Genomic DNA, 16,780 nt, shown 5'->3' on the forward strand with positions numbered 1-16,780 from the left:
CATGCCCTCGCCCAGTACCCCGGCGGCTCTCCCCAGTGCCCATATTGCTCTCCTTCCCAGGGAGTCATCGGCCTTCGCTTCTTTCTCACAAGCTTGGCGCCCGCATTGAGCGTTTCGAGGCTTTGTTCAGCGTTCACTTCCCTTAGGGCCTGCTTGCTCGCTGGCCCGCTCTCCGGGCCTTTTCCTCCAGAGGCTTCGACCACCGGCGTCACCACCAGCAGCCGCTCCGGATGCTTCCGGCTGGAGCAATAGTTGCCGGGTGGAGATCACTCCCTCCCCACTGGGCGATGCACCCTTTTCACGGCGCACGAGAAATGGCGGCTAGGACTCGGCGTTAATGCGTCCTGCCGGAAGCGCTTTACAATCCCCCGCCGATGCGAACGAAGCGCATGCACCCCTCCGTTGGGAAATCTCCTGCGCTCTGGAACTCCAGGCTAGGAGCAGTCGTCCGGATAGCCGACTGGATGAGTGTGATGCCATTGCCAGGCACTCTCGACGATTTCCAAAAGCCGGGAATGTGCCGGAGTCCAAGAAAGCTCTTGGCGGATCTTGTGGACATTCGCCACCAAGCGCGGCGGATCGCCCGGGCGCGCGCGGCAGAGCTTATGGGGAATGGGACTGCCGGTGACCTTGCGAGCCATCTCGATCACTTGCAGGACGGAATATCCCTCGCCGGTCCCCACATTGTAGAGGCTCGGCTGCTCTCTCTGCAGCACGGCTAGATGAGCCGCCGCCAGGTCGCGCACATGCACATAGTCCCGGATCGCCGTGCCATCGGGTGTCGAGAAGCCATCTCCATACACTTCCACCGACTCACGTTGTCCCAAGGCCACCTGCAAGATCCGGGGGATCAAATGGGTCTCTTTCCTGTGGTCTTCTCCACGTCGCTCCGAAGCTCCAGCCGCATTGAAATAACGCAAGATGAGCGGAACGATCCCATGGATCTCCGAATACCAACGCAAGATCTTTTCGAAACAGAGCTTGGATTCGCCGTATGGATTGATCGGCCTCGTCTCGCTTCGCTCCTCGATCGGGATCTTCAACGGGAGTCCGTAGACCGCGCAGGTGGAGGAAAACACGATCTTCCGCACCCCGGTCGCCACCATCGAGTCAAGAAGATGGATCCCGTGGAAGACGTTGTTCCGAAAATAGGTCGATGGATCGCGCATCGACTCCGCGACGAGAGCGCTCGCTGCGAAGTGGATGACCGCATCGGGCTTCTCGCTCTGGAAGAGGGCCAGTAGGCGGCCCTGTTCGCTCAAGTCGAGGCAGTGGAACGCGGCCCGTTCATCGACCGCCGCTCGATGTCCCTCCGAAAGATTGTCGACGACTACCGTGGAAATCCCAGCGTCCAAGAGATGCTCGACACAGACGCTTCCCACATAGCCGGCCCCGCCGGTCACCAGGATCTTCATAAGGTCGGGATCCGTGCCGTGGGCCTAGTCCTTGAGATTCATCGAAAGAAGAAACTCGACGTTCGTGTTGGTCTTCCGAAGCCGCTCGAGCAGCAGTTCCATCGCCTCCACGGGAGGAACGGAGGTGAGCGCACGGCGCAACACGTGAATGCGCGCAATCTCGTCTGGATGGTAGAGCAACTCCTCTTTCCGTGTCCCCGACTTGGGGATGTTGATTGCGGGATAGATACGCTTGTCAACCAAGGAACGGTCCAGATGAACCTCCATGTTGCCGGTTCCCTTGAACTCCTCGAAGATGACATCGTCCATTTTGGAGCCGGTGTCGACCAAGGCCGTGGCCAGAATCGTGATGCTCCCGCCCTCTTCCAAGTTTCTCGCCGCCGCAAAAAAACGGCGCGGCTTCTGCAAGGCGTTGGCGTCGACTCCCCCCGTCAGAATCTTTCCGCTGTGCGGCTGGAGCGTGTTGTAGGCACGGGCCAGCCGCGTCAGCGAATCGAGCAGGATGACCACGTCCATCTTGGTCTCCGCCAATCGCTTCGCTCGTTCGATCACCATTTCCGCCACCTGCACATGCCGATCTGGCGTTTCATCAAAGGTCGAGCTGATCACCTCTCCCCGCACGGAGCGCTCCATGTCGGTGACCTCCTCGGGCCGTTCGTCCACGAGCAGAACGATCAGGTGCGCTTTTGGGTGATTTTCGCTCACCCCGTTGGTGATTTTCTGCATGAGCACGGTCTTTCCCGTTCTCGGCGGCGCGACGATCAATCCGCGCTGACCGAATCCGATCGGGGCGACCAAGTCGATTACCCGCAGGGAGGGATCCTTGGACTTCCCTTCGAGAAAAATCCTCCGGTTTGGAAAGAGAGGGGTGAGATTGTCGAAAAAAATGCGATTCCGAACCTTTTCCGGCTCCTCCGCTTCGACGAGATCGACCTGCAGGAGCGAGAAGTATCGCTCCTTTTCCTTTGGATGACGAATCGGCCCGGAAACCGAGTTGCCCTTTTTCAGCCCATTGCGCCGGATCAGCGCCGGCGAAACATAGACATCTTCCGGGCAAGGAAAGTAATTATAGGCGGGAGATCTCAGGAAACCATAACCTTCGGGTAGCACCTCCAAGACACCTTCTCCGAAGATCGGGCCGTTTCTCTGAGCATGGCGGCGAAGAATCTCGAAGATCAACTCGTGCTTCCGCAGCAAGCCGGGATTCTCGATCTGATACCCGGAGGCTCTCTGCTGGAGGTCGGAAAAGGAGAGACGCTGCAGATCGCTCAAGCTCAGCGGCTGGCCGTTCGAATGAGGACGCGACCACGCTCCGCCGCCCTCCTTGTGGTTCTGCTGCTCCGCACCGCGCGGTTCGGCGTTGCTCACCGGATTGCTGCTCCGAGGCTGTCGCTGCTCTCCGGAAGAAGCGACCTCCCCCACCCGGTGACTCCCGACTGATGCACTTTGATTCGGCCCACCTTTGGGTTCACTCTTCTCCTGATCGATTTCATCCGCATTCATTCTTTTTCCAGCGAGGTATCGCTCCTCCCCTCCTCACAAAAAAGGCTACCTTCCCATCGGATACCGTTGCGCATTTATTGTTCCCCGCACGAGAAGACCGAGGCTTTCAAGCCGCGGCACAAGCGAAAAGAAAGCGTGATAGCTGCCGCTCAAGAAGTTCTAGAGAGCCGTCGTTCCAAAGGAGTGCGTCGCTGCGCGCCGCTTTCTTCTCCACTGGCCACTGACTGTCTATCCGTGCCTCCGCTTCCTCCCTTTCCAACCCACGAGCTAGGAGCCGCCGCACTTGCGTCGCGTAGGAGCAACCTACGCAAAGGACTCTCTCAAACTCTCCTTCCAGGGCTGCTTCATGCAAAAGGGGAACCGAAACAGCGATTTTGCCCTTTGGGTTCCGAGCCCTAAAAGCCATCACTTCCTTGCGCCACTTTTCAAGGATGGTGGGGTGAGTCAGCTCGTTTAGCGTCTTCCGCAACTGGGAACAACGAAAAACCATCGACCCGAGCTTTTTTCGATTGATGGTCTGATCTTCATTTAAGATCTGCTCACCAAACACGTCAACCAGTTTTTGCCAAGTTTCCTCTCCCGGAGCCGTCAACTTCCGCGCGATCTCATCGCAATCGATCACGAACCATTCCGCTTGCCGGAGGAGAGCCGCGGTTGTCGACTTGCCAACGGCGATTCCGCCGGTCAAGCCAAGGTAGGAAATTGGCATCGGGAGGTTCGTTCTCGTCGATCGGCCGGGAGGGCGGAGGAGGCCGCATGCCTGACGCCGATGCCCGCCCCTTTTTCTGAATCTCTATGTTCCCCGCCACGGATCGCCAGTCCAGTTTGCACGCAACCCACCCATTCCCAGTTGACAACATCTCTCTTTCGGAAAAGAAGGAGCACGTGACTCTTGATATGGCCTATGCCGCCTGCCAGCGCATTGCTCACCATTACGAGAACTTCCCGGTCGGCCTCCTGGTCAGCCACTCTTTGCGGCCCCATATCCACGCGGTCTATGCTTTTGCTCGGTTGGCCGATGATATCGCGGATGAGGGATACGGGAATCTTGCCGCCGACCACATACCGCCGGAACGGACTGTTCCGGGTCGCCTCGCGGGCCTTCACCGTTTCGAAGCCGCCGTCCGCAATCCGGCCTCCGAGCCGGAGGATGCGATTTTCGTGGCGCTCCACCACACGATCCAGCAGTTCGACCTGCCGATTCAACTCTTCCTCGATCTCCTCAGCGCCTTTGCACAGGACGTGGAAAAGAAGCGCTACGCCTCGTTTGCCGAAGTTCTCGATTACTGTCGACGCAGCGCCAATCCGATCGGCCGGCTCGTTCTCCTGATCCACGGAGAGCGAGAAGAGGAACAACTCGCCGCATCGGACGCCATCTGCACGGCCTTGCAGATCACGAACTTTTGGCAAGATATCTCCATCGATCTTCTCAAAGACCGGATCTATCTGCCGCAAGACGGGATGACGAGCTTCGGAGTGACCGAAGAAAGTCTCCTCGCCGGTCGCGCAGGTCCGGAATTCCGAGCTCTCCTCGCCATGGAGGTGGAGAGAGCCTTTCGGCTCTTCGATGAAGGGTGCGGATTGATGCAGACGCTTCCCCGGCCTCTCCGCTGGGAAATCGAACTCACTTGGCATAGCGGGCGCCGCATTCTCGAAAAGATCGTCGATCTTGATTTCGACACCCTTCACCATCGTCCGACCCTTGGGGTTCTTGACGCTCCGACTCTCTTGGCCAAGGCTTTTTTTTGCATTCGGGACGGCTCGCCCCGTTCGCCGGAGAGAGCCGCCCTCCGCCCTTCCCTACACGCGGGCTAGGGGCACTATTCTCCGCTGATGTCCTTTAAAAAGAGCGACTTCGCGGATCTGCAGCCTTTCCAGGAGATCGGAGAGCCGTTCATAATCTTCCCCGATCTGAAAGCAGGAGTGTGCGTCCGAAGCCAAGGTGAAAGGGATGCCCATCTCTCGGGCCCGCCATAGGATCGCCTCGTCGGGATAAGCCTCGCCCACGGGTTTTCTCCAGCCCGCCGTGCTGATCTCCAGGGCCAAGTCCCTCTCCCGCACCAGAAGCAAGATCTCTTCAAAGTAGCCTAGGAAGTCGTTTTTCGGCCGAAATCCGAATATCTTGATCAAATCCAGGTGAGCCAGGCAATCGATCCAGCCTCTTTCCACGAGCTTCCACAAGGCGGCGGCGTATTCCCGATAAATCTCCTCGATCGGCTGCCGGGAAAAGCCAACATCCTCCCCGGCACGATCAAACGGCCAATCACCCAGAAAATGGACAGAGCCCAAGACGAAATCGAGCTTGTCCCAATTCCGCCGCACCCAAGCGAGTCCGGCGTCGCTACTCTGCGGATCGTTGTCGAGCTCGATTCCCATTCGAATCGTCAGGTCGTCATTTTCTTCGCGCCATTCTCGAAAGCGGTCGAAGTCGACTCCCGCATGATAACGATCGTGGTCGGTGATCGCAAATTCTTGAATTCCTTTCTTGCGGGCCGCGACCGACCAGGGATCGAGCAGTTCGCGGCTGTATGGATGCAGCCGATGGCCCTGGGGATGCATATGATAATCGCTGAAAATCTTCATGGATTGCCTTTCTGCGCGGCGAGTTCCTGCCAAGTCGCTCCCTCTGGCTGGATCGTCTCTCCTTCTCGGACGCCATGTCGGGCGAACCAATCTCGATTGACTTCGAGGGCGAAGCAAACCCGGGAGCTCCGACTGGCAACGATCTTGGTATCCAGCGGCTGAAGATCGTGGACCTCGAGGATGATGCCGTCTCGATCGAGAAAGGCGACCGAAAGCGGAATCGTGGTGTTCGCCATCCAGAATGAGGCCACCCCCTCCCGCGGGAGCAAGAAGAGCATTCCCGCATCCTCACCCAGCACTCGGCGATACATCAGCCCGCGCGAAAGTTCCTCGTGGGTGCGTGCCACCTCGACGGCCAGATGACCTGTGCCTGCCAAAAGATGCAAAGGGGCGGGAGCGATCTCTGCGGTTCTGGCGACCGAGAACGAATTCATCCATCCAAGCTGCGCCAGCAGCAAAAGAAAGGCAACTCCTCCGCATCGTCTCTTGCGCCCGGAACCGGGTAGAGGAAGATTGGTGGAATGACGGCCTTGTACTCGCTCGCTCAAAGGCTCATCCTTGCCCTCGGACGGCACATCCAGAATTAGCGTTTTCCCGCCCGTGCCAAGCGCTTCCTCTCCTCGAACCCTCTGTCTTCTTCTGACCGTCGATCGAAGAAGCCCTATGTTTACAGACTTTCTCCTGACCGCGGAAGAGCGAAGTAGGCAAGGATACAACATTTACCTCTACTGCCTAGACAACGGCGTACGGGAGATCGACGCGCTCCTTCCGCGCGCCAGCCCACGCTTCCGCCTCTTCGGATGCGCCTATGCCGCCCTGCGCCGCTCCCTCCCGCGAAAGGCCGATGTAACCTACGGCGGGCTTGGATTGCTTGCGGACTTAATCCTCGGCACGGACGAATTTCTGGCTTTCTAGCCGCTGAGAGGTTCCGGCGGAACTTTCCGCCCGAGCGAGGGAGCCTACGCTCCGCTCGCTTCGAAGCGATGTTCGATTTCTGGCCAATTCACCAGATTCCAGAACGCCTTCAGCCAGTCGCCGCGCCGGAACTGGTATTTCAGATAGTAAGCATGCTCCCAGACGTCGCATCCGAGAAGGGGATAGCTCCTCTCCATCAGTGGGCAATCCTGATTCGGCGTAGACATGACCTCGAGCGCTCCGGCCGGATTGCGTACCAGCCAGACCCAGCCGCTCCCAAAGCGGGCGAGGCCCGCCGCCTCGAACTTCCCTTGAAATTCAGCGAAGCTGCCGAAGGTGGATTTCAACACTTCGTGGAGCTTCCCGGAAGGTGCTCCACCAACGCGGGGTGCCATCATCTTCCAGAACATCGAGTGGTTGACATGTCCACCACCGTTATTTCGCACGGCGGTGCGGATCTTTTCCGGAACGGACGCCAGGTCCCGAATCAACTCTTCGGGGCTCTTCGCCGCCAAGTCGGGGTAGTCGGCAAGAGCCTTGTTCAAGTTGTTCACGTAAGCCTTGTGATGACCATTGTAGTGGCAGTCCATCGTCATCGTATTGACGTATGGCTCCAACGCATCCAAGGAATAAGGAAGCTGAGGTGTTTCGTATGCCATAGAGAGTCCTCTTTTTTGGTCTTTGTCTTTTGCCATCCCCGTTCGCCAACCGGCACCGACCGATGAACCGTCGTACTCGCGGTACTCGGCTTGCCTTTGGACCGGAGACGCTGAGAACCGGCAGCCAACGGGTAGAGTCACTCAAACGTCAACAACTCCGGAAAGGCAAGGACTTTTTCCCCAGCCTCCTCCAAGCGTTTCCCCGAACAGGCAGGGCAAGCGCAAGGAGCCGTGTGCCATCAGATGTTGGGGAGCAAACGAATAAACGAGTTGCCCCTCTGCCTTCGCGCACGTTACAGTGCGCCGTGAAACTCTGGGAAAAAGCCAAGAGTCGCCTGCTCGCGGAGGTCAGCAGCATCTTCTGCTTTGGTCTAGCGCTTCTTCTGCTCCTCAGCCTCGTATCCTATCGCCCGGGCGACGTCGGCTTCAACCAGTGGCCTCACCAGGCTGAGGCTGCCAACGCGATCGGACCGGCAGGCGGATACACGGCTTTCGCCCTTTACTCCCTCGTTGGGCTCGGAGCCTACCTGATCCCGTTTCTACTGCTGACCGCAGGGATGGCATTCAGCCTACAGGCCCAGGTGATCTGGAGGTGGAAACTCCTCTGGACGCTCCTCTTCCTGTTCGCCGCTGCCGGGCTCGCCAACGTTCAACCCTACGTTGGAAGCGAGTGGCGGTCTCGCGTCAATATAGGAAGCACCGGAGGCTTTGTCGGGGAGCTGATCGATCGCCCCTTGCTTTCCCCTATCCTCGGGAGAACAGGGAGCGAGATCTTTTTGGGTCTCACCTGCCTTCTCCTGCTGATCGTTCTCTACGAGGCGGAACCGGTTCGCAGCCTCATCCGCCTCGTGCACTGGGTGGAAGAGCGCTGGACGGCGCACAGGGAAGAATGCCTCCGCCGCGAGGGGGTGCGCGGCCAAATCGAGCTTGCCAAGCGCAAGCTCGTGGAAGAGGAGAGGCTGCTTACCCGGAAGCTCGCCGGAAAGGGGAACCGCGTCACCATGCGGCGAGAAGCGCCGCCGCCCGAGATCATCGACACGGCGCATCCACCTCCATCGCGCAAGCCTTCCACCCCTGTGTTTGAACCGGTCCGCAAGGCCTCGACCGAGCCCATTTCCCGCGCGGCGCCCGCGATCCGATCGACGGACTATTGTCCTCCTCCCCTCCGCCTGCTCCGGGATGGTCCTCCTCCCCGCAAGGGCGGTCCCGGCGACGTTGACCTCCGCGTAACGGGGGATCTCTTGGTAAAGACCCTCGAGAGCTTCGGGATCGAGACCTCCCTGGGAACGATCACCAAGGGACCCACGGTGATCCGGTTCGAACTTTACCCGGCGGAAGGGGTCCGCGTCGACAGGATCCTGAGCCTCCAAAGGGATATTGCTCGGGCGACGCGGGCGGAGAAGATTCACATTCTCGCACCGATCCCAGGCAAGGACAGCGTCGGAATCGAAATCCCGAATCCGAATAAGTCCGCCGTCGTTCTCCGCGATATTCTCGCGCTTCCCGAGTTCCAGCAAACCCGGGCGCGCCTGCCGATCGCGCTCGGGAAAGACGTCTACGGCCAGCCGCTGATTGGCGATCTCGCCGAGATGCCCCACCTGCTCATCGCGGGAGCGACCGGCTCCGGAAAATCCGTCTGCGTGAACTCCCTCTTGCTCTCCTTGCTCTATCGCTTCGGACCGGAGGAACTTCGGCTCATCCTGGTCGATCCCAAGCAAGTCGAACTACAGATCTACAACGGAATTCCCCACTTGATCGTCCCGGTCGTCGTCGAACCCAAGAAGGTGATTACCGCCCTCAAGTGGGTGATCTCAGAAATGGATAAACGGTACAAGCTTTTGGCCTCCGCCGGTGTGCGCAACATTGCCGCCTACAATGCGCAGATTCTCAAGGCTCTCTCTGCGCAACGTGGCGCGGCTTCCGCTTCTGCGGAGGATTCCGGCGAGAAAGCTGCCGAGCAACCACCCCCTCCCAAGCCGCTCGCAGCCATCGTCGTGATCGTGGACGAGCTGGCCGACTTGATGCAGACCGCATCAGCGGATGTAGAAGTTGCGATCGCTCGTCTTTCGGCCAAGGCGCGCGCTGCCGGAATCCACCTGATCGTTGCGACGCAGACTCCGCGAAGGGAGGTGGTCACCGGAGTCATCAAGGCAAACATCCCTAGCCGGATCGCCTTCCAGGTCAGCAGTTCGCTTGACTCTCGGGTAATCCTGGACGAGAATGGCGCTGAAAACCTACTGGGAAAAGGTGATTTTCTGTATTTGCCGCCGGGCGTGGGCCAAATGGTCCGAGGTCAGGGGGCGTACGTTTCAGAGGAGGAGGTAGCCGAGGTCGTGGACTATGTTCGCGCCCAAGGAGGGCCCGTGATAGAGAACGAGCTCCACGATCAGCTTTCCGGGGAGTCCGCAACGGGTGACCTGTCGGATTCGGATCGCGAGCTGGTTCAGAAGTGCCTAGAAGTGATCTGGCAAGAGAGACGCGCCAGCACTTCGCTGCTGCAGCGGCGTTTACGACTCGGGTACAATCGAGCGGCGTGGGTGATGGATCTACTCCAAGATCGAGGGTTGGTGGGGCCAGAAAACGGAGCCAAGCCTCGGGAAATTCTGGCCGATTTGGACGGTCCGGTCCCGACTGCGTAGCGGCGTACACCACCATGGCGATCGACCACATTAAAAGACTTCCACCCGGGAAGAGCATCGGCCACCAGCTGCATGAGGCTCGCCAAGCATTGGGGTGGAGCATCCATACGGCTTCCAAAGCCACCAAGATTTTGCCGGAGCAGATTGCGGCTCTGGAGCAGGATGACTATCGCAGCTTCGCCGCGCCAGCCTACGTTCGCAACTTCTTGCGCACCTATTCTCGAGTTCTTCACCTGGACGAAAAGGCGCTGCTCGATCAATTGGATCAAGCGTTTTGGCCGATGCGTCGCGGTCCATACCCTACGCAGAAGCCGCTTCTCCTGTTGGGACGAGTGCAGGCCTCCCGACGGCGTTGGATCTCTCCGCAACTCGTCTCCTTCCTGGTGGCCGCCGGGCTTTTCGTCCTCATGTGTGCAGTGGGAGTCTACCGCGTCTACCAGGTAGCCTCCTATCGGCGCCCGACGCCGTCCGAACCCAAGGAGATCACCGGCCTGGAACTCGCTCCCGAGAGCCGTGCCTCCCGGAAGCCGGTCGAGACGGAAATCCGAAAAAAGGTCCCCCTGCTCCCACCACCTCCGGAAGTCGTGGAGATTCGCCGGGCGCTCCCTGTGAATTCCTCGTCCCCAGAGCCCCCGGCGGGAACCGCTGAGCCTCCAGTGCGTATCGCCCGGGCGATACCCGTTCATCCCACGGAAGACCAGAACGCTCCGCAGCAGGAATCGACTTCGGGCCCGACCGCCCCTGCCCCAGCGGAAGAATCTACGGAGGAAGGGGATGCGAACGGGCAGGAGGGGGAACAGGCGGAAGCTTCCGACGCTACCGCTACCCCATCGGGAGATCTCCCTTCCCCTACAAAGGCGTATCATCTGGTTCTCCAGGCCAAGAAGGAATCCTGGGTTCACGTCAACGTGATCGAAGATGGCCACAGCCGCCAATTGTTTGCGGGTCTTTTGCATGCCGGGGAGCGTAGGGAGTTTCTTGGTCCAAAGTTCCGGATCAAGATGGCCAATAGTTCCGTGGTCGATATCGTGCTCGACGGACAGACGGTATCCATGGCTTCCGCCGACTCGCCGTCACAAGAGCTTACTCTTCCGAATCCATGAGCCCCTTATCGCTTAAGGGGAAGACCGTCGGCATGATCCCGCTCGGGTGTGCGAAAAATCTGATCGATGCGGAAATCATGCTCGGACGGCTCGCGGAGGCGGGCGCCGTCGTCTCTTTCGAAGCCGCGACCTCAGACATTCTCATCATCAACACCTGCGGATTCATTGATCCGGCAAAAGAAGAGGCGATCCGCACGGTGCTCTCCTCCCATCAGGAACGTGAAAGCTCGCGAAGAAGTCCGATTCAGAAGATCGTGGTAACCGGTTGCCTTGCCCAGCGGTATCGCGAAGATCTGCCCTCTCTCCTCCCCGAGGTGGATCTCTTCCTTGGCCTGGACGAAGTCGACAAGATCGCCGAGCATGTCGCTCGCCTGCTTCCCATCGACGACCAGGGCTTCCGCCGCGACGCCATCTCCTCGGAATCCCGTTTTCTTCCCGACTTCTCCTCACCCCGCTTTCCGCTGACCCCCAGCCACTTGGCCTACGTCAAGATCGCTGAAGGATGCAATCATCCGTGTACCTTCTGCATCATCCCTCGGATCCGCGGCCGCTTCCGAAGCCGGTCAATCGCCTCCATCGTCCGCGAGGTGGAAGAGCAGATTGCCCGCGGCGTGCGGGAGGTCATTCTCATCTCCCAGGATTCCACCTATTTCGGCAGGGATCGAATGAGAAGCGAAACGGCGCCGGACGCTTCCACGCGAGGAGAAACGCTCGCCGATCTTCTTTGCGCCCTCGACGAGGTCCCAGGAGACTTCTGGATCCGGGTCCTTTATACTCATCCTGCGCACTGGAACGATCGGCTCATCCAGGCTTTTGCCGCAGCTCGGAAGGTGGTGCGCTACGTCGACGTTCCTTTTCAGCATATCGCCGACCCGGTTCTTCAGCGGATGCAACGAGGCACCTCCGAAGCGCAGTTGCGGGAGCTGCTCGCCTCTCTACGCCGGGACATTCCGGGGGTAGTGGTTCGCACAACTTTCCTGGTCGGCTTTCCCGGGGAGGGAGAAGACGACTTTCAGAGGCTGCTTGACTTCGTCGGCGAGGCGCGCTTCGAGCGGCTTGGCGTCTTTTCCTACTCCCAGGAAGAGGGAACCCGCTCCGCCCGGCTCGAAGGACAGATTCCCGCCGCCGAGAAAAAGCGACGTTGGGAAAAGCTCATGGCGCGGCAAAAGGAGATTGTTCGAAGCCGGGCGGCCGAGTCCATCGGGAGAACGATGCGGGTGCTGGTCGATTCCCCTGGTCTCGCTCGGTCCGCCGCCGATGCCCCCGATGTGGACGGAAAGATTTTTGTCTCCCCGAAGCTGCCGTCGGGCAAGTTCGCCGAGGTGGTCATCCGAGGAGCCTCGGATTACGATCTGATCGCCAGGGAGACCGTTTGTGCCCGCTGCGCGTGAAGGCTCCGGCAATCCGAATCTCGAACCCCAAAGGGCTCCGGGGCTCTTCCTCCGGTCCGCTCCCAAACGAGCGGAGGAGGGCGGCAGCCCTATGCCGCCTCCTTGCGGCCGCCTATCCGGACAGCCATCCGGCCCTCCATTACCGGAACCCTGTTGAGCTGCTGATTGCCACGATTCTTTCCGCCCGCTGCACCGACGAGCAGGTGAACCGGGTCACGGCCGGGCTTTTCTCCCGATACCCGAACGCCGCAAGCCTTGCCTCTGCCCCCCTCGAAGCCCTGGAAGATGCTCTGCGCCGCCTTGGCTTCTATCGAACCAAGGCGCGCCACGTCCGTATGACCGCAAGAATCCTGGCGGAGCGCTGGGATGGACAGGTACCGCAAACCATGGAAGAGTTGATCAAGCTGCCGGGCGTCGGACGCAAGACCGCTAATGTGGTGTTGGGAAACGGGTTCGAACTGCCCGTCGGCATCGTCGTCGACACTCACGTGGCGCGCGTTTCCTACCGGCTCGGCCTCACGGATCAGAAGCTTCCAGAGCGGATCGAGTCCGACCTGATAAAGCGGATTCCCCAAAAGGAATGGATTGCGTTCAGCAACCGGCTGATCTTCCACGGGCGGAAGCGTTGTCGTTCGCGCAAGCCGGATTGTCCTCACTGTGAGCTCCTCTCCCTTTGCCCCCGAGTGGGCTTGCCGCCCATGCCCTAAACCGTGCGCCTCTGTTCCCCCGGGGATGGCGTTGGCAGGTCGATGGCGAGTGCCACCCGCCACTCTGCCCGCTCCAAGCGGCCAAACGCTTCTTCCTCATTGCAGGGAACCAGTTCCATGACGAGGCGAAGGGCGCGATAGCGAAGCTTTTCGCTATTCGGTTGCACGTTGATCATCAGGTTGTCCCGAACTCGGCCAGTCCGAATCATGGCAATGGTCGACAGCATGTTCAGGATCAATTTCGTCGCCGTTCCCGCCTTGAGGCGGGTCGAGCCGGCTACGATTTCCGGACCCGTGGCCAAATCGATCGCGAAGTGGACAAAGGGTGCGGCGGGACGGCGAGGGTTGCAACTCAGAAGGATGGGCAGGGCTCCCAGGGCTGCTGCTTGCTCGAGCGCGCCCAAGACAAAAGGAGTCCTTCCGCTCGCGGTAATTCCGCAGACGACGTCTCCCTCCCGAACGCCGCGGTCGACCACGCTGCGCGCCCCGGCTCCGCGATCGTCTTCCGCCCCCTCCCGACTCTGGAAAAACGCTTCGGATCCTCCGGCCATGATGGCTTGCACGAGATCGGGAGAGACGCTAAAGGTAGGCGGTATTTCGCTCGCATCGAGCGCCCCTAGGCGTCCGCTCGTTCCGGCTCCAACGTAAAAGAGTCGTTTTCCTCGCTCCAAGGCAGACGCCACCGCCTCGGCTGCCGTGGCGATCGCCTCTTTCCGGTTTGCAAGGGCCTGCTCGACGAAGCGTTCTTCCGAAAGAAAGAGTTGGACGAGCTCCGGCACCGATTTGCGATCGAGAAAACGAGATCGAGGGTTTCTTTCTTCGGTGAGCGCGCCCTCTAGGGCAACGGAGATTTCGCGCGAAACGCGCGGCCTGGACCTCACCTCGCTTGCGGGAGAGTCGCTAGCCCACTCCGTGACCAGGCGTGCCGCACCCACCGCTCCCGTGACGTGGGAGACAAAAATCTCGCGGACGGCGAGCCGGGAGCGCATCTCCTCGCTGAAAAGCTTCATATAGGCTTCACTGTGCTCGAAGAGCCCACCAATCAAGGCGATCTTCGGCATCTCGAACTGGAGCTTTTTTGCCACATGGCCGACCTTATCCGCCAAAAGGCTCGAGCGGGATCGCACGACATCGATGGCAAGAGGATCGCCCGCCCCAGCGTGCTCCAGCACACAGGGAGCGAGCGCGGCGATTCGATCCTTCGAAGAGTCGGAGAGGATATGGGTGAAAAGCTCCTCAAGGTTGTTCTGGCCCATCCTTTGCAAAAAGGAGACGCCCAGCGGAACCACCTCCCCCGTGGCATCGAAGACGTCATAGACACGCTGGAGCCCGATGTGGGCCAAGTCGTAGGCGCTGCCTGGATCTCCCAAGATATGCCCCCAGCCTCCGGCTCGCGCCCACTGCCCCTGTCGGTATCCCTGGACGTTGGAGCCCGTTCCCGCGATGACGATAATTCCCTCTTCCGAGCCGAACGCGCCGGCAAAGGCTGAACGGGTGTCCTCGGCAACGACGACGCGAACCGCCGCTGGCCAGAGGGATCGGAGGATTTCCGCAATCCGCTGCCGCTGCACGGGCAGATGACAGCCCGCAAAGGCCGCTCCGATGGAATGGATCTCCCCTCCAGCCTCCGACCGAATCCCGGCAAGCAGCTTCCGGATCTCGTCCTCCTGCAGCAGGCTGATATTTCCCGGGCCGGCAAGGCCTTGCAGCCTCTCTTTTCCTTCCGAATCCAGGACAACCCAGGTCGTCTTGGTTCCTCCTCCTTCGATTCCTAACGTTGCTTCCACCAGCGGTCTCTCTTTTCGGCCCGTGTTCAACCTTGTCCCTCATGCTCCCGGGCCCGCTCTCCACTGGCCTGGCTCATCTTGGAATATAAACTTCGCCTCCCCGGAAGGGGATGTAGGACTTCAGGATCGCGGCAAAGGCGGCCAGGGATCTCTCATAGAAACTCTTATCCTTTGCCCGGAGAGCCACGTAGTCGATCGCCGTCGGGCTCGAGATGCAACCCACCCTTGCAAAAAGCGATTCTCCTCCTGGCTCTGAAACGAAGGCATAGATCTCCGCCTGGAAGCCTTTCCCGACTCGGCATTCCTCTACGGGGACGGCTTTGACCCCCTCTCCGCGAGGCGGAGACAGCACCTGAGCGATCTCCGCCAAGAGACTTTCGATGCGGTCTTGTCTCCCCGACTCGAAGCGTTTCGAGCCAGCCCAGATGAGCATGGGGGTGTCTTTCGCCGTGAAGCCGACCGGATAAAAGACTGGCTCCAATCGCCCCTTGCCTCGGGATTCCCGATCGAGAATCCAGCCCTCGGGCGCCTTCAAGATGAAGGCGTGCCCCGGAGCATAGACCACCCCGACGCCCGCTTCAAACGGATGTTGTTGCGGGTAAGCCCGCCACAGACAGACGGTCGCTGCTCCCAGAAAGAGAAGGATGAGGGAACGCCATCCTCTGACTCGACGAATCGCCCTCGGCGATCTTGTCCAGAGACGCCAATCCGTTCCTTCCCCACCGCTTCCTCGCTCACGTAGGTTCCTCATCTCGGGCGCCTATCGGCCTTTCGGAGAATCCGGCGCAAAATCGCACAGGAATCGAGCGTAGACCTGGGCCGTGGCGACCAGATCCTTGACGGAGATCCGCTCCTCGATTGCATGGATGTTTTTCCCATCGACCCCGTAGCCGATCGTGTCCACCCCTAGCTTCCGCGCGTAGTAGTGCATGTCGGTCGCTCCCCGGTTCACGGTGAAGCGTGCGCGTCCACCCCGCACCCCTTCCACTGCTCTCCGGAAGGCCTGAGGTAAGGGGGAGCGGGGAGAAAGAGCACACGGCGCCGTCGTTTGAATCTTCCGAATCCGAATTCTGATGCGGCATTTCGCGGCGATCGATCGGACGAGCTCGCGCAACTCCCGGTCGACCACCACCAACTGCTCGGACGGAGTCAGCCTCCGGTCGATCGTAAAGCTCGCCTCGCCCGGAATGATATTCACCTTTGCTGCCTTCCCAGGTCCAAAGACTCCCCCCAGGTTGACTACGGGCTCCAGGTACTCGCCGGACGGGGTCGCAAACCGTTTGCGGGAATCGGCCAGCGTCTTCCGGATCTCCGGCTCGATGCGCGAGACAAGGGCAACCATCTGCTCGAAGGCGTTTACGGTCCGGATCGGGTAGGCGGAGTGCCCTCCCTTGCCGAGAACCGTCACCTCCAGTTGAACGATGCCATTGTGGCCGACGCCGATTTTACCCGCAGCCCCGCCTTCGCAAACGATAGCAAAATCCGGAGTCCTCTTCCGATGGCTCACGAGATAGCCCGTGCCGAGCTCTCCCCCGATCTCCTCATCGGCGACGAAAGCCAACTCTACGTTGACACGGGGCTTGAGTCCCGTCCGTCGCACCGCCTCCACCGCGAATAGGCTTGCGGCAAGTGATCCTTTCATGTCAGCCATTCCTCGGCCGAAAAGCCAATCGCCATCCCGCTCGCCAGCAAAGGGGGAGTGCTTCCACGTCCCCGCTGCGGGAACGACGTCGTAGTGGGAGTTGAGCTGGACGGTCTTTTCCGCACCGACATCCCATCTCCCGACTAGGTTATGCCGGGGAAAGTTCGCGGAGCCTGGCAGGAGAGTCTTGGCGACAATCTGCTGGGGAACGGTCAAAATCTCCGTGGAAAGGCCGATATCCCGAAGCTTGGCCTCTAACCTCTCGACCAGATCCGTATAATTTTCCCCCGGGGGATTCACGGTCGGAATGCGCACGGTCTCCGCGAGAAAAGCACAGAGGTCTTCCTCGTGTTCCGCAAGCCAGGTTTCCGCATCGGTATTCACTTCTTGTCTTCCTCCCTCTCTTCCCTTGTATCACGCCGATCGGCAACGGCAG

15 protein-coding genes are annotated in these 16,780 nt (G+C 60.0%); 6 read left to right on the forward strand and 9 right to left on the reverse strand.

All coding sequences use genetic code 11. The annotated features are described in order from the left end of the window. Positions 1-434: 434 nt before the first annotated feature. The 3 genes from galE to coaE form a co-directional block, all read right to left on the reverse strand. Positions 435-1,415, reverse strand: a complete 981-nt coding sequence (gene galE / locus A37A_RS0104260; RefSeq protein WP_018290288.1) for a UDP-glucose 4-epimerase GalE — start codon at positions 1,413-1,415, stop codon at positions 435-437. 24 nt (positions 1,416-1,439) lie between these two features. Continuing rightward, on the reverse strand, positions 1,440-2,783 hold the full coding sequence (gene rho, locus A37A_RS0104265) for a transcription termination factor Rho (RefSeq protein WP_081616274.1): 1,344 nt from the start codon (positions 2,781-2,783) through the stop codon (positions 1,440-1,442). Between the two features lie 241 nt (positions 2,784-3,024). Beyond that, entirely contained in the window at positions 3,025-3,627 is a 603-nt protein-coding gene (coaE, locus tag A37A_RS0104270) for a dephospho-CoA kinase (protein ID WP_018290290.1), read from the reverse strand. Positions 3,628-3,803: 176 nt separating this feature from the next. Here coaE and hpnC point away from each other — a divergent pair, with 176 nt between their 5' ends. Then, positions 3,804-4,733, forward strand: a complete 930-nt coding sequence (hpnC, locus tag A37A_RS15760) for a squalene synthase HpnC (RefSeq protein WP_196799492.1) — start codon at positions 3,804-3,806, stop codon at positions 4,731-4,733. Here the strand turns inward: hpnC and A37A_RS0104280 are convergent. Beyond that, on the reverse strand, positions 4,719-5,501 hold the full coding sequence (locus tag A37A_RS0104280) for a histidinol-phosphatase HisJ family protein (RefSeq protein WP_018290292.1): 783 nt from the start codon (positions 5,499-5,501) through the stop codon (positions 4,719-4,721). The two genes, hpnC and A37A_RS0104280, sit on opposite strands and share 15 nt — an antisense overlap. Next, on the reverse strand, positions 5,498-6,049 hold the full coding sequence (locus A37A_RS15765) for a DUF192 domain-containing protein (protein WP_196799493.1): 552 nt from the start codon (positions 6,047-6,049) through the stop codon (positions 5,498-5,500). The genes A37A_RS0104280 and A37A_RS15765 overlap by 4 nt, the downstream gene beginning before the upstream one ends. Positions 6,050-6,164: 115 nt before the next feature. Here A37A_RS15765 and A37A_RS20535 point away from each other — a divergent pair, with 115 nt between their 5' ends. Beyond that, positions 6,165-6,416, forward strand: a complete 252-nt coding sequence (locus A37A_RS20535) for a hypothetical protein (RefSeq protein ID WP_018290294.1) — start codon at positions 6,165-6,167, stop codon at positions 6,414-6,416. Between the two features lie 44 nt (positions 6,417-6,460). Here the strand turns inward: A37A_RS20535 and A37A_RS0104295 are convergent, their stop codons facing one another. Beyond that, positions 6,461-7,075 (reverse strand): superoxide dismutase, encoded by a 615-nt coding sequence (locus A37A_RS0104295; protein WP_018290295.1) that lies wholly within the window; start codon positions 7,073-7,075, stop codon positions 6,461-6,463. 305 nt (positions 7,076-7,380) lie between these two features. On the opposite strand from A37A_RS0104295, the gene A37A_RS0104300 reads away from it, so the two are divergent. From A37A_RS0104300 to nth, 4 genes are read left to right on the forward strand one after another with little or no spacing between them, the layout of a single operon-like run. Continuing rightward, positions 7,381-9,714, forward strand: a complete 2,334-nt coding sequence (locus A37A_RS0104300; protein ID WP_018290296.1) for a DNA translocase FtsK — start codon at positions 7,381-7,383, stop codon at positions 9,712-9,714. A 14-nt stretch (positions 9,715-9,728) separates the two neighbouring features. After that, positions 9,729-10,817, forward strand: a complete 1,089-nt coding sequence (locus A37A_RS0104305) for a helix-turn-helix domain-containing protein (RefSeq protein ID WP_018290297.1) — start codon at positions 9,729-9,731, stop codon at positions 10,815-10,817. After that, entirely contained in the window at positions 10,814-12,208 is a 1,395-nt protein-coding gene (gene rimO / locus A37A_RS0104310; protein WP_018290298.1) for a 30S ribosomal protein S12 methylthiotransferase RimO, read from the forward strand. The genes A37A_RS0104305 and rimO overlap by 4 nt, the downstream gene beginning before the upstream one ends. Then, positions 12,205-12,915: an endonuclease III gene (gene nth / locus A37A_RS0104315; RefSeq protein ID WP_018290299.1), complete on the forward strand. Its 711-nt coding sequence runs from the start codon at positions 12,205-12,207 to the stop codon at positions 12,913-12,915. The genes rimO and nth overlap by 4 nt, the downstream gene beginning before the upstream one ends. Here the strand turns inward: nth and A37A_RS18135 are convergent. The 3 genes from A37A_RS18135 to A37A_RS0104330 are packed head-to-tail and all read right to left on the reverse strand — an operon-like array spanning position 12,912 to position 16,728. Continuing rightward, the gene (locus tag A37A_RS18135; RefSeq protein ID WP_231363765.1) at positions 12,912-14,732 is read right to left on the reverse strand and encodes an N-acetylmuramic acid 6-phosphate etherase; all 1,821 of its coding nucleotides are present in this window, start codon (positions 14,730-14,732) and stop codon (positions 12,912-12,914) included. The two genes, nth and A37A_RS18135, sit on opposite strands and share 4 nt — an antisense overlap. Before the next feature lie 43 nt (positions 14,733-14,775). Then, positions 14,776-15,453, reverse strand: a complete 678-nt coding sequence (locus A37A_RS0104325; protein WP_018290301.1) for a hypothetical protein — start codon at positions 15,451-15,453, stop codon at positions 14,776-14,778. A gap of 9 nt (positions 15,454-15,462) precedes the next feature. Next, positions 15,463-16,728: a M20 family metallopeptidase gene (locus A37A_RS0104330; RefSeq protein ID WP_018290302.1), complete on the reverse strand. Its 1,266-nt coding sequence runs from the start codon at positions 16,726-16,728 to the stop codon at positions 15,463-15,465. Positions 16,729-16,780: the final 52 nt, after the last annotated feature.

It is taken from the genome of Verrucomicrobium sp. 3C (genome assembly GCF_000379365.1).
Classification (GTDB): Bacteria; Verrucomicrobiota; Verrucomicrobiia; order Methylacidiphilales; family Methylacidiphilaceae; genus Methylacidimicrobium.